This window comes from Kitasatospora sp. NPDC051984, assembly GCF_044593455.1.
GTDB lineage: Bacteria > Actinomycetota > Actinomycetes > Streptomycetales > Streptomycetaceae > Kitasatospora.
Window position 1 is genome coordinate 446,976 of the sequence record NZ_JBIUCB010000001.1, and the last position, 12,611, is coordinate 459,586.

The 12,611-nt window shown below is 72.1% G+C and carries 11 protein-coding genes; 8 read left to right on the top strand and 3 right to left on the bottom strand.

What is annotated here, in order from left to right:
- The first annotated feature begins 85 nt into the window (after positions 1-85).
- Positions 86-754 carry a prepilin peptidase gene (locus ACIHEI_RS02075; RefSeq protein ID WP_387868242.1) on the top strand — a complete coding sequence of 223 codons (669 nt, stop codon included), beginning with the start codon at positions 86-88 and terminating at the stop codon, positions 752-754.
- Positions 755-845: 91 nt separating this feature from the next.
- On the opposite strand, the gene ACIHEI_RS02080 is transcribed toward ACIHEI_RS02075, so the two are convergent.
- Complete coding sequence (locus tag ACIHEI_RS02080) at positions 846-2,453, bottom strand: chitinase (RefSeq protein ID WP_396605301.1); 1,608 nt, start codon at positions 2,451-2,453, stop codon at positions 846-848.
- 338 nt (positions 2,454-2,791) lie between these two features.
- Between ACIHEI_RS02080 and ACIHEI_RS02085 the strand changes: the two genes are divergently transcribed.
- The 4 genes from ACIHEI_RS02085 (at position 2,792) to ACIHEI_RS02100 (ending at position 8,117) form a co-directional block, all read left to right on the top strand.
- A complete protein-coding gene (locus ACIHEI_RS02085; protein WP_387637841.1) occupies positions 2,792-3,586 on the top strand; it encodes an isoprenyl transferase in 795 nt (264 codons plus the stop codon).
- 279 nt (positions 3,587-3,865) lie between these two features.
- Positions 3,866-5,197, top strand: coding sequence for a PhoH family protein (locus ACIHEI_RS02090; RefSeq protein WP_392953771.1), 1,332 nt, complete (start codon positions 3,866-3,868; stop codon positions 5,195-5,197).
- Between the two features lie 405 nt (positions 5,198-5,602).
- Positions 5,603-6,277 (top strand): transglycosylase SLT domain-containing protein, encoded by a 675-nt coding sequence (locus ACIHEI_RS02095; protein WP_387637835.1) that lies wholly within the window; start codon positions 5,603-5,605, stop codon positions 6,275-6,277.
- Between the two features lie 412 nt (positions 6,278-6,689).
- Positions 6,690-8,117 (top strand): AI-2E family transporter, encoded by a 1,428-nt coding sequence (locus ACIHEI_RS02100; RefSeq protein WP_396605302.1) that lies wholly within the window; start codon positions 6,690-6,692, stop codon positions 8,115-8,117.
- 77 nt (positions 8,118-8,194) lie between these two features.
- On the opposite strand, the gene ACIHEI_RS02105 is transcribed toward ACIHEI_RS02100, so the two are convergent.
- Positions 8,195-8,725 carry an alkyl hydroperoxide reductase gene (locus tag ACIHEI_RS02105; protein ID WP_387637829.1) on the bottom strand — a complete coding sequence of 177 codons (531 nt, stop codon included), beginning with the start codon at positions 8,723-8,725 and terminating at the stop codon, positions 8,195-8,197.
- A gap of 5 nt (positions 8,726-8,730) precedes the next feature.
- A complete protein-coding gene (locus ACIHEI_RS02110; protein WP_387637826.1) occupies positions 8,731-9,282 on the bottom strand; it encodes a peroxiredoxin in 552 nt (183 codons plus the stop codon).
- Positions 9,283-9,459: 177 nt separating this feature from the next.
- On the opposite strand from ACIHEI_RS02110, the gene ACIHEI_RS02115 reads away from it, so the two are divergent.
- From ACIHEI_RS02115 to ACIHEI_RS02125, 3 genes are all read left to right on the top strand, one after another.
- A complete protein-coding gene (locus tag ACIHEI_RS02115; protein WP_392953778.1) occupies positions 9,460-10,431 on the top strand; it encodes a LysR substrate-binding domain-containing protein in 972 nt (323 codons plus the stop codon).
- Positions 10,432-10,970: 539 nt separating this feature from the next.
- On the top strand, positions 10,971-11,888 hold the full coding sequence (locus ACIHEI_RS02120) for an AAA family ATPase (RefSeq protein ID WP_396605489.1): 918 nt from the start codon (positions 10,971-10,973) through the stop codon (positions 11,886-11,888).
- Positions 11,885-12,610 carry an HNH endonuclease gene (locus ACIHEI_RS02125; RefSeq protein ID WP_392953781.1) on the top strand — a complete coding sequence of 242 codons (726 nt, stop codon included), beginning with the start codon at positions 11,885-11,887 and terminating at the stop codon, positions 12,608-12,610. The genes ACIHEI_RS02120 and ACIHEI_RS02125 overlap by 4 nt, the downstream gene beginning before the upstream one ends.
- Position 12,611 lies beyond the last annotated feature (1 nt).

The following is a 12,611-nucleotide window of genomic DNA, read 5'->3' on the forward strand; positions in this document are numbered from 1 at the left end:
CCGCGTGGTGTTCGCCACCTGGACACGGACGGGTGAACGGTGGTGCGGCGGTAGGGTCGCGGCGGGCCGTCAGGGGAGGCGTCGGATGCTCGGGGCAGTGCTGGGTGCGGTGCTGGGTCTGCTGGTGGGGGTGCCGCTGCGGTCGGCGGTGGTGCGGTACGCGGTGCCGGGCGGCGAGCCGTGGCGGGCCTGCGCGGTGACGCCGCTGGGCCGTTGCGTGCGCTGCGGGGAGCGGGCCGGACCGCCGCCGCTGGCCGTGGAGCTGACCGCCGGGGCGGTCGGCGCCGCGCTCGCCGGGTACGCGCCGGGGCGGTGGCTGCCGCTGCTGGCGTGGGTGGCGCTGTTCGGCGTGGCGCTGGGGTTCGTGGACGCCGCGGTGAAGCGGCTGCCGGACGCCCTGACGCTGCCGCTGCTGGCGGGCACGGCCCTGCTGGTCCCGCTCGCCGACCACCGACCGGAGGTGTGGCTGCGCTGCGCGCTGGCGGCGGGCGCACTCGGGGGCGTGTTCCTGCTGCTGGCGCTGTTCGCGCCGATGGGCCTGGGGGACGTCAAACTCGCCCCGTCGCTCGGCGCCGTGCTCGGCCTGGCCGGCTGGCGGACGTTCTACGCCGGTCTCCTCTACATGTGGCTGATCGCCGCGCTGTGGGCGGTCGCCCTGCTGGTGCTGCGCCGGGCCGGCCGCCGCACCGAACTGGCCTTCGGCCCGGCGATGCTGCTGGGCACCCTGGCGGCCGTCCTGGTCACCGTCCGCTGAAAAGGGGCGGGGCCCGTCGTACCCCCAGTGGTGCGACGGACCCCTGGTGTGCACCTGCCCCCCCCTCAAGGAGCGGTGCACCGGCGGAGAGTCACGGCATGTTGCGGAGGAAGGCCCCGACGTTGTTGGAGAACTCGTTGCCGTTGTTGGCGTCCCAGTTGGTGGACCAGGTCATCGCGCCGCGGATGGTCGGCCACTTGGCCGGCGGGACGAAGGTGCCGCAGTGGTTGCCGGTGGCCAGGCAGTCCAGCGCGTTGTTGACCACGGTGGAGTTGACGTAGCCGCCGCCCGCCGCCTTGCTGGAGGCGGGGACGCCGATGCCGACCTGGTCGGGCCGCAGGCCGCCCTGGATGTGGGTGCAGACCTGCGCGGTGATGAAGTCGACGGTGCCCTGGGTGTAGACCTTGCCGTCGCAGCCGTTCATGCCACCGGAGTTGTAGAACTGGGTGTTGACGACGGTCAGGATGTCCTTGGTGGCCAGCGCCAGCTGGAAGTACGCGCCGGCGGTGGAGTACATCCCGATGGTCTCGGGGGCCATGGTCAGCACGAAGCCGGAGCCGACCTTGGCCTGCAGGGTGTGCAGCGCCTGCGCCATGTAGGTGGCGTTGACGCCGTTCTCCAGGTCGACGTCGATGCCGTCGAAGCCGTACTGCTGGATCAGCTTGTACGCCGAGTCGGAGAACGCGGTCGCGGCGGCCGAACTGCCCACCGAGATCGCGCCGTTCTGGCCGCCGATGGAGAGCACGACCTTCTTGCCGGAGGCGTGCTTGGCGGCGATGTCGGCCTTGAAGTCGGCGTCGGTGTAGCCGCCGAGCTTGGTGGCCAGCGCCGGGTCCAGGGTGAAGGAGATCGCGCCCTGGGTGGTGGTCGCGTCGGCGAAGGACACCGCGATGATGTCGTACGCGGACTGCACGTCGCGCAGCCGCTGCACGGTCGAGCCGTTGTCGAAGTTCTGCCAGTAGCCGGTCATCGCGTGCTTGGGCAGGCCGGTGTTCGGCGGCGGGGTGGTCGCCGAGCCGGACGGGCTGGGCGAGTTGGACGCCGACGGGGAGGCGCTCTGCGACGGCGAGGCCGACGCGGACGGCGAGGCGCTCTGCGACGGGGAGGCCGACGCGGAGGTGGACGGCTTCGGCGAGACGGAGCTGGCGGACGGCGACGGGGAGGCGGTGCCGCCCGGGCCGATCAGCTGGATGTCGTCCGCGTAGTAGGTGGGCTGGCCGTACCAGCCGTGGATGTACAGGGTGACGCTGGTGGTGTTGGCGCCGGTGGTGAAGGTGGTGTTCAGCTGGTTCCAGCTGCTCTGCGCCGACCAGGTGGACGGGTCGGTGCCGCCGGTGCCGCGGGCGCCCAGGTAGACGTACGAGCCCTGGACCCAACCGTTCAGCGAGTAGGCGGTGTTGGGGAGCACCGAGACGGTCTGGGTGCACTCCGCGGTGTCGCCGGCGCCCGGGGTGGCGGCCAGTGCGCCGGTGCCGGAGTGGACCGGGGTGGTGACCGTGCCGGCGTTGCCGGTGCAGGTCCAGCCGGCGAGGCCGGAGTCGAAACCGCCGTTGGTCACCAGGTTGCCGACCGCGGCGTTCGCGCCGCCGGCCGACAGCGCCAGGCCGGTGCCGGCCAGGGCCAGCGCGGTCGCGGTGGCCAGCACCGCCGGGATCTTGTTGCGGCGCCGGTGGGACGGCTGCTGCAGGGTACGGGCCATGACAGGCTCCAGTGCAGGAGTGGGGGAGGGGGGCGTGGGGGGAGAGCAGACGTGGCGGGGGAAGGAAGAGCCGCCGCGGTGGGGGTCGCGGCGGCTCCGCTGTGGGGGTGGGTCCGCTGTGGTGCTGACCACACGCTGGACTAGACCAATGGCAAGCGTCAAGACCCGGAATCCGGTTTAGGGACCGTTTAAGGATTCGGAGACCGTTCCGTATCCCGCCCCGTGCGCGCACTGTGACAAGACCGGTACCTGCGGTTTTACCTCCGGTAATGCCGGGCGGAGTAGGCTGCGCCAGGGGATTCGCACCCGGAGCAATCAGCACGGAGGGGCCGTTCACGATGGGTCTGCGCGATGTGGTCGAGCGCACGCCGGGACTGCGCATCCTGCTGGACCGGGCCTACCGGCTGTACGGCCGCCGGGTCGAGGTGCACCTGGCCAACACCCCCCGCCACATCGGCGTGATCCTGGACGGCAACCGCCGCTGGGCCAAGGCCACCGGCGGCACCACCGCCTACGGCCACCAGCGCGGCGCCGACAAGATCAGCGAGTTCCTGGGCTGGTGCGAGGAGACCGACGTCCGCGTCGTCACCCTCTGGATGCTCTCCACCGACAACCTGGCCCGCCCCGCCGAGGAACTCGTCCCGCTGCTCGGCATCATCGAGGACGCCGTCCAGGGCCTGGTCGACGCCGGCCGCTGGAAGGTCCACCCGGTCGGCGCGCTCGACCTGCTGCCCGCCCCCACCGCCGAGGTGCTCAAGCGCGCCGAGCAGCAGACCGCGCACATCGACGGACTGACCGTCAACGTCGCCATCGGCTACGGCGGCCGGCAGGAAATCGCCGACGCCGTCCGCTCGTTGCTCCAGGAACACGCCGGCCGCGGCACCTCGATCGAGGAACTGGCCGAAATCCTCGACGTCGAGCACATCGCCGAGCACCTCTACACCAAGGGCCAGCCCGACCCCGACCTGGTGATCCGCACCTCCGGTGAGCAGCGGCTGTCCGGCTTCCTGCTCTGGCAGTCCGCACACAGCGAGTTCTACTTCTGCGAGGCCTACTGGCCCGCCTTCCGCAAGGTCGACTTCCTGCGGGCACTGCGCGACTACCAGCTGCGCAACCGGCGGATGGGGCGCTGACGCCCGGCCAATTCCCTTGGGTGCCCGGTCGGTTCCTCATACCCGTGCTGCCCCCGGGCTGTGCTCATCCGCTATGGTGAGGTAGTGGTGCCCGGTCGGTTCCTCATACCCGGACGCCCACCGGGAAAACGTTCACCCGTTGTGATCCCGCCGTTCGTCCAGGCGCGAATGCGGGCCTCCTCGCCTGGGAATACTCCGCTCAGACCGTCCCCCCGGCCAGCGGGGCCGCGGGGACCGGTGGGCCGCGGGTGACGTCGGGTCACCCGCTCTGGAGGGCTAGTGGTCAGTACCAAGAGCCGCCGGACACCAGACCGGCGCACGTACGTCCTCGACACCAGCGTGCTCCTGGCCGACCCTCTCGCCATGACGCGCTTCGAGGAGCACGAGGTGGTCCTCCCGGTGGTCGTCGTGACCGAGTTGGAGGCCAAGCGGCACCACCCGGAGCTCGGCTACTTCGCCCGCCAGGCGCTGCGCCTGCTGGACGACTACCGGATCCGCTACGGCCGGCTCGACGAGCCGATCCCGGTGGGCGAGTTGGGCGGCACCATCCGGGTCGAGCTGAACCACTCCGACCTGTCGATCCTGCCGGCCGGCTACCGGACGGGCGGCGGCGAGGCGGACACCCGGATCCTCGCGGTCGCCCGCAACCTGCAGGCCGAGGGCTACGACGTCACCGTGGTCTCCAAGGACCTGCCGCTGCGGATCAAGGCGAGCTCGGTCGGGCTGCTGGCCGAGGAGTACCGGGCCGAGCTGGCGATCACCTCCGGCTGGACGGGCATGACCGAACTGCACGTCCCCGCCGACCAGGTGGACGAGCTGTTCGCCGGCCAGGAGCACGCCCTCTCGGTCGACGGCGCCGAGCAACTCCCGGTGCACACCGGACTGGTGCTGCACTCCGAGCGCGGCCGCGCGCTGGGCCGGGTGGCCCCCGACGGCCGGGTGCGGCTGGTCCGCGGCGACCGCGAGGCGTTCGGCCTGCGCGGCCGCAGTGCCGAGCAGCGGATCGCGCTCGACCTGCTGCTCGACCCGGAGATTGGGATCATCTCGATGGGTGGCCGGGCCGGCACCGGCAAGTCCGCGCTCGCCCTGTGCGCCGGCCTGGAGGCCGTCCTGGAGCGCCGCCAGCACCGCAAGGTGATGGTGTTCCGCCCGCTGTACGCGGTCGGCGGCCAGGAACTCGGCTACCTGCCGGGCAGCGAGGCCGAGAAGATGGGCCCCTGGGCGCAGGCGGTGTTCGACACCCTCTCCGCCGTCACCACCCAGGACGTGATCGAAGAGGTCATCTCCCGCGGCATGTTGGAGGTGCTGCCGCTCACCCACATCCGCGGGCGCTCGCTGCACGACGCCTTCGTGATCGTGGACGAGGCGCAGTCCCTGGAGCGGAACGTGCTGCTCACGGTGCTCTCCCGGATCGGCCAGAACTCCCGTGTGGTGCTCACCCACGACGTCGCCCAGCGGGACAACCTGCGGGTCGGCCGGTACGACGGCGTGGTCGCCGTGGTGGAGAAGCTGAAGGGCCATCCGCTGTTCGCCCATGTCACGCTCACGCGTTCGGAGCGTTCGCCGATCGCCGCACTGGTGACCGAGATGCTGGAGGACATCCAGCCGTAGGCATAACCGGACACACCGGGGCAAAGGGGTCTGACGCGTACCGTCAGGCCCCTTCGCTGTCAGCCCTGTTGACGACCCCTCTGCCGATCGTCCGCCAAACGCCCAGGTGGCGAAGTTTGTGAGATCCGCCACGGCACAGGGAATTGCGTAGACACCGTCGCGTGCGGCATGGTGAGGGTTCTGTCAGGCCCCGCGTACGGCAATTCCTCGCCCGGCAACTCCGGTCGGCGGGCGGAAAACTGAACACCGCAAGGCCGTACGCCGCTCGATTCCACCGCCGCTCCGGGCCCGCCCGGGGGGACGGCCGAGCCAGCGCCTCCCGTGACCAGAGTTCGACGGAGGCCAGTGACCAGGGGCATCTTGCGCCCGGAGGTCACACGCCGGGCGACGCTGGAAGGAAACCATGTGACTCGGATCTCGGTCCGGGGAGTCGCTGTCGCCTCCGCCACCGCGGTGACCGCCGTCGGTGCTGTCGTAGGTGCGGCCTCTGGCAGTGAGGGCAAGACCGTTCAGACGGTCGACGTCGCGAGCGCCACCCTGCTCGCCGACGCGCCCACCGGTGCACAGGCCCAGAACGTCAGCGACGGCATCAGCCGCCAGGCCAACGCCCAGCAGGTCTCCGCCGACGCCGCCGCCAAGAAGGCCGCGGAAGAGGCTGCCCGCCAGAAGGCCGCCGCCGACGCCCAGGCGAAGGCCGACGCGGAGAAGGCCGCCAAGGCGGCCGAGGAGAAGCGTCAGAAGGAGGAGGCCAGCCGCGCCTCCGCCCGCAGCGTGCTCGCCACCGTCCCGGCCGGCTCGGTCCAGGACATGGCGCTGCAGATCGTCGGCGACGCCAACCAGTTCCAGTGCTTCAGCCAGATCGTCAAGCGCGAGAGCGGCTGGGACTACACCGCCACCAACGCCTCCTCCGGCGCCTACGGCCTGGTCCAGGCGCTGCCGGGCTCCAAGATGGCCTCGGCCGGCGCGGACTGGCGCACCAACCCCGCGACCCAGATCAAGTGGGGCCTCAACTACATGAACAGCCGCTACGGCAGCCCCTGTGGCGCCTGGTCGTTCTGGCAGTCGCACCACTGGTACTAGGCCCAACGGCTGGTACCACGCCTTAAGGCTTCGTATCGAAGGGCCCCGTTTCTCGCACGGCCGAGAACGGGGCCCTTCGTGCTGCCGCGAGACAGCGGCCTCTGAGCGGGCCGTGCCGCCCGGGCGGCGCTGACCAGTGCGCTGCGGGCGGCGACGGTCCGGTGCGGACGCGGGGGAGCGGAGCGGGTCCTGGTTCCACCACTCCCGGCCGGTCCGCCGACAGAAGGTCCGTTGAGGCCCCTTCCCATCTTTGGCCGGACGAAACGGGCGCATTGATGATGATTTGCCCGGAACCTCCTGGAACCGGTCCTTGATACCACCGCGCCCCGGGGCCCCGTCGGCAGGTAGCGTTTCTGGCCGACGGCCGCGCGACCCGCGGCCGCGGAGCAGACGACGCGGGGGAGACCGGGCAGTGACGGAAGAGACGAACGGCGGCCGCTGGCGCGGTGTCGCCAAGATAGGGGCGTTGGCGGCCGGGCTGTTCGCCGCCGCCGAACGCCGCCGCCGCGCGGCCATCACCGCCGAGGCGCAGGCGCTCGCCACCGAGCAGGCCGTCGAACTCGCCGCCGAGCGGGCCGCCCGGCGCACCGTTGAGCAGACGGCCCGTCAACTCGCCGGTCACGAAGGCGCATCGGCCGAAGGCCCGGCCGTCGCCGTCGCGCCCCAGGAGCCGGCGGCCGGGCCGACCGTCCCCGCCCCGCGCAGCGCCGAACAGCAGGCCGGCGCGCCCTCGTTCGGCCGTCCCGCCACCCCCGCGGACGCGGTGCCGTGGACGCTGCGGGTCGCCGCCGAGTCCACCTGGCGGCTGCTGCTGATCGGCGTCGCCCTCTACGTGGTCTTCCGGGTCATCGACACGCTACGGCTGGTCGCCTTCTCGGCCCTCGCCGCGGTGCTGATCGCCGCGCTGCTGGAACCCACCGTGTCCTGGCTGCGCCGGCACGGCGTCCCGCGCTCGGTGGCCGCCGCCGGCACCTTCATGTCCGGCCTGGCCGGCATCGGCCTGGTCGGCTGGTTCGTGTTCTGGCAGGTGTCCACCAACCTCGACTCGGTCACCGTCAAGGTGCAGGACGGTGTCCGGCAGCTGCGGGACTGGCTGCTCAACGGCCCGTTCCACCTCACCCAGGACCAGCTGAACAACTTCACCAACCAGATCACCACGGCCATCGGCAAGAACTCCGACCAGCTGACCTCGGCCGGCTTCACCGGCGTCAGCATCGCCGTCGAACTGCTCACCGGTATCGCGCTGGCCGCCTTCACCGTCTTCTTCCTGCTCTACGACGGCGCCGGGATCTGGAACTGGACGCTGCGCGGCCTGCCCCGGCACTCCCGGTACGCGATGGCCGGCGCCGGGCCCAAGGCCTGGGCCACGCTGACCGCGTACGTCCGCGGCACCGTCACCGTCGCCTTCATCGACGCGCTGTGCATCGGCATCGGGCTCCAGCTGCTCGGGGTGCCGATGGCGATGCCGCTCGCGGTGATCATCTTCCTGGGCGCGTTCGTGCCGCTGGTCGGCGCGCTGGTCACCGGCACCATCGCGGTGCTGATCGCGCTGGTCACCGTCGGACCGTTCAAGGCGCTGATGGCGCTGGTCGTGCTGGTCGCCGTCCAGCAGCTGGAGGGACACATCCTGCAGCCGCTGATCCTCGGCCGGGCCGTGCGGGTCCACCCGCTGGCCGTGGTGCTCGGCGTCGCCGCGGGCTCCATCGTCGGCGGCATCGCCGGCGCGATCGTGGCGGTCCCGCTGATCGCCGTGACCAACACCGTCACCGGGCACCTGCGGCAGCGGAACGCCGCCGGGCAGGAGGTCTTCCAGGCGATAGAGGCGGCCCGCAAGCAGTAGATACGGCAAACGGAAAGGTCCGCCGATGGAGGGGTTCCCTCCGCGGGCGGACCTTTCCGTCTGTTTGTCGCTGCCCGTCAGGCCAGCTGCGCTTCGGCGTCCAGCACCGAGGCGACGGCCTGGACGGTCGCGGCGATCTTGACGGAGGCCTGGATGACCTCGCGCTCGACGCCGGCCTTGCGCAGCACGCCCTCGTGCGAGTCGAGGCACTGACCGCAGCCGTTGATCGCGGAGACCGCGAAGCACCACAGCTCGAAGTCGACCTTGTCGACGCCCGGGTTGCCGATGATGTTCATCCGCAGACCGGCCCGCATCGTCCCGTACTCCTTGTCGGAGAGCAGGTGCAGCGTCCGGTAGTAGACGTTGTTCATCGCCATGATCGCGGCGGCGCCCTTGGCGGCCTGGTAGGCCTCCGGGGACAGCTGCGACTTGGCCTCGGGCTCCAGCTCGCGCAGCACGGCCGGCGAACCGGTCGCCATCGCGCAGGCCAGCACGGTGCCCCAGAGCTGCTGCGCCGGCAGGTCCGAGTTGCCGATGACCGAGCCCAGGTTGAGCTTCAGGTCCTTGGCGTAGTCCGGCAGCGCGGCCTTCAGTTCGTCGAGAGCCATGGGGGTCAGCCGGCCAGCAGGGCCTGGGCGTCGAGGGTGTCCTCGCCCTTGTTCCAGTTGCACGGGCACAGCTCGTCGGTCTGCAGGGCGTCCAGCACCCGCAGGACCTCCTTGGGGTTACGGCCGACGGAGCCGGCGGTCACCATGACGAACTGGATCTCGTTGTTCGGGTCGACGATGAACACCGCGCGCTGGGCAGTGCCGTCCGCGCCCTCGACGCCGCAGGCGCGCATCAGGTCGTGCTTGATGTCGGCGAGCATCGGGAAGGGCAGGTCGCGCAGGTCCTTGTGGTCCTTGCGCCAGGCGTGGTGGACGTACTCCGAGTCACCGGACACGCCGAGGACCTGGGCGTCACGGTCGGCGAACTCCTCGTTCAGCTTGCCGAACGCGGCGATCTCGGTCGGGCAGACGAAGGTGAAGTCCATCGGCCAGAAGAAGACGACCTTCCACTTGCCCTCGTAGGTCTTGTGGTTGATCTCGGCGAAGGCGTTCGCGGCGTCGAGGTCAACGCAGGCGTTGAGTTCGTACTCGGGGAACTTGTCGCCGATCGTCAGCACGTCGTTACTCCAAGGGTTGAGATGAGGGTTGTCCGTATTGCGGACATTTCAAGCGTCGCACAGGGGCTACTGATCAGTGAAATCGGATCTGCCGCTTTGCCTGATAGGCAATCCCGATCAGTGCGGCACACTGGAGGCAGCATCGGACCACATCGGATCACCGCAGGAAGCGCCGTCGTGAAGCACCCTACGCAACGCACCCCCACCCTCTCCCAGCTGCGGGCCTTCGCTGCCGTCGCCGAACACCTGCACTTCCGCGAGGCTGCCGCCGCGATCGGCACCAGCCAGCCCGCGCTGTCCGGCGCCGTCGCCGCGCTCGAGGAGACCCTCGGCGCGCAACTCGTCGAACGCACCACCCGGCGCGTCATGATCACCCCGCTCGGGGAGCGCGTCGCCGCCCACGCGCGCCAGGTGCTGTCCGCGCTGCACGCCCTCACCGAGGAGGTCGAGGCCGCCCGCCGCCCCTTCACCGGGCCACTGCACCTCGGCGTGATCCCCACCGTCGCGCCCTACCTGCTGCCGACCGTCCTGCGACTCGTCCGCGACGCCTACCCCGACCTCGAACTGCACGTCCACGAGGAACGCACCCCCTCCCTTCTTGACGGCCTCGCCACCGGACGACTCGACCTGCTGCTGCTCGCCCTGCCCGCCGGCGGGAGCGCCCCCGTGGCCGAAATCCCGCTGTTCGACGAGGACTTCGTGCTGATCGTGCCGCCCGAACATCCGCTCGCCGGACGGTCCGACGTCCCGCGCGACGTGCTGCTCGACCTCGACGTACTGCTGCTCGAAGAAGGCCACTGCCTGCGCGACCAGGCCCTCGACATCTGCCGCGAAGTCGGCGCCGACGCCTCCGGCGGCAGCACCCGCGCCGCCGGGCTCTCCACCCTCGTCCAGCTGGTGGCCGGCGGACTCGGCGTCACCCTGCTCCCCGCCACCGCACTCGCCGTCGAGACCGGCCGCACCGACCGCCTCGCCGCCGTCCGCTTCGCCGCCCCCACCCCCGGCCGCCGCATCGGCCTCGCCCACCGGCCCGGCTCCGCCCGCACCCCGGAATACGACCGCTTCGCGGCGGCCCTCTGCGACGCGCTACGGGGCTTGCCGGTCCGCATCGCGCCCACCCACCCGCCCGTGACCCCACCGCCGAGGTGACCCCCCGGGGGCGCTGGCGCTCGGCGGTTGACGTGCACGTTGCCCCGGCCCGCCCACCCGCCCGTGACCCCGCCCCGCCGAGGTGAACCCCCCGGGGGCGCTGGCGCTCGGCGGTTGACGTGCACGCCATCCCGGCCCGCCCACCCGCCCGTGACCCCACCGCCGAGGTGGAGCCGGGGGGCGCTGTCGGCGGCCACGGGCGTTCGCACCACCCCGGCCCGCTCGCTCGCGGCCCCACCGCCCGTGGCCCCGCCGCCGCCGACCGCAGGCGTTGCCCCGCTCGTGGTCCCGTTCCTGCTCGCCGCAGGCGTTGCCCCGCCCGTCTGCCCGCCCGTGACCCCTCCGCAGAGGTGGGGCCGGGGGGCGCTGTCGGCGGCCACGGGCGTTTCGGATCGCCCCGGCCCGCTCGCCCGCGGCCCCGCCGCCGCCGGCCGCAGGCGTTGCCCCGGCTCTCTTCGCCTTCTGCTGTCGGGGTCACGGGTGGGTGGGCGGGCGAGGGCTGGGCATAACACCCCGCAGGGGGTGGTGGCCCGGTGTATGTGTCGCGGATCAGGGTTTCCGGCGTGAAGTGTTTCGGCGGGGCGCGGGAGGTGGATCTGGCGCTCCCTCCGGGGCCGGGGTGGAACGTGGTGGCGGGGCCGAACGGGAGCGGGAAGAGCACGCTGCTGCGGGCGGTCGCGATGGCGCTCGGGGCGTTGCCGGGTGGCGCAAAAACGGCATGGGGCGACGGCTGGGTGGAGGCGGAGCCCGCGCCGCGCTGGCGGGTCGGTGAGGCGCAGGGCGCGCGGCAGGCGCGCTTCGTGGAGCCCGGCCAGGGCCGAGAAGTCCCGTTGGACGCCGAGCTGGTGGCCGGCGTGCTGCCCCCTGGCTGGCGGGTCAGCGATCCGGAGCGGCAGTACGTCGCGCACGGCGCGCTGGAGCTGCCGCTGGACGAACTGGGCGACGGCGTCGCCGCGTTGGCCCGCCTGGTCGGTCAGGTCGCGGCAACCCCGCACCCGGGCCCGGTGCTGATCGACGACGTGGACCGCCACCTGCACCCGGTGTGGCAGCAGCGTCTCGGCCCGTGGCTGACCGAGCACTTCCCGCGCACCCAGTTCCTGGTCGCCACCCACAGCCCGTACGTCTGCCAGGCCGCCGACCCGGGCGCGCTGATCCGTCTCCCGGGCCCGGGCGAGGAGTTCGCGCCGCACCGGCTGGACGAGGACCTGCGGCAGCGGGTGCTGTACGGCAGTGGGGAGGACACCGTCCTGTCGGAGCTGTTCGGGCTGCCGAGCGCCTACTCGCCGGCCGCCGAGGCCGAACGCAGGCTGCTGGTACGGCTGGAGCGCAAGATGTACGCGGGCCGGGCCACCGACGCGGAGCTCGCCGAGTACCGGGAGCTCGGGGCGAAGCTGAACAGCTCGCTGACCGCCCGGGTCGACGAGGTCACCGCGCGGCTGCTCGGCCGGGACCAGTGATCCCGCTCCAGCGGCCGGCCCTGCAGCCGCGGCTGGCCGCCGACCTCGAGCGGGCCACGGCCGGGATCCGGACGGCGGGCCCGAGCACCGCGTCCGGCCGTGCCGCGTGGCGCAAAGCCGTCCGTCCGAAAGCCCAACTGCGGTTGATGCTGCGGCAGATGGCGCCCGGGCTGGAGCGCTGCATGTACTGCGGGGACAACCTGGGCACCGACATCGACCACTTCGAGCCGATCGCCCAGGCGCCGCTGCGCACCTTCGACTGGCAGAACCACCTGCTGGCGTGCGCGCACTGCAACAGCAACCGCAAGCGCGACCGCTTCCCGCGCGACCCGGCCACCGGCGACGCGCTGCTGGTCGACCCGTGCCGCGAGGACCCGGCCGACCACCTGCGGCTCTACCTGGACTCCGGCGCGTACGACCCGCTGACCGTCCGCGGCGAGGCCACCATCGAGGTGTTCGGCCTCAACGAGCGGCCCGAACTGGTGCGCGGCCGACGGCTGATGTTCGCCGTGGTCAAGGCGCTGCTGCTGACCTGGCAGGCGGCCGACGGGGCCGCGGCCGAGGAGTACGTGGCGGCGCTGCGCGAGATCCACCACGCCGACGTGCTGCGCACCGTCCTCGGACTGCGCCGCAGTCGCCCGCTGGCGCTCGCCGTGCTCGGCCCGGACGTCCTCGGCGCACTCGACCAACTTGCCGCCGCCGACCCAAGGTTCAGTGCCTGAA

Excerpts from the sequence above, each read along its gene's own strand:
- ACIHEI_RS02075 (WP_387868242.1), top strand. The coding sequence starts at position 86 with ATGCTCGGGGCAGTGCTGGGTGCGGTGCTGGGTCTGCTGGTGGGGGTG.
- ACIHEI_RS02080 (WP_396605301.1), bottom strand. The coding sequence starts at position 2,453 with ATGGCCCGTACCCTGCAGCAGCCGTCCCACCGGCGCCGCAACAAGATC.
- ACIHEI_RS02085 (WP_387637841.1), top strand. The coding sequence starts at position 2,792 with ATGGGTCTGCGCGATGTGGTCGAGCGCACGCCGGGACTGCGCATCCTG.
- ACIHEI_RS02105 (WP_387637829.1), bottom strand. The coding sequence starts at position 8,725 with ATGGCTCTCGACGAACTGAAGGCCGCGCTGCCGGACTACGCCAAGGAC.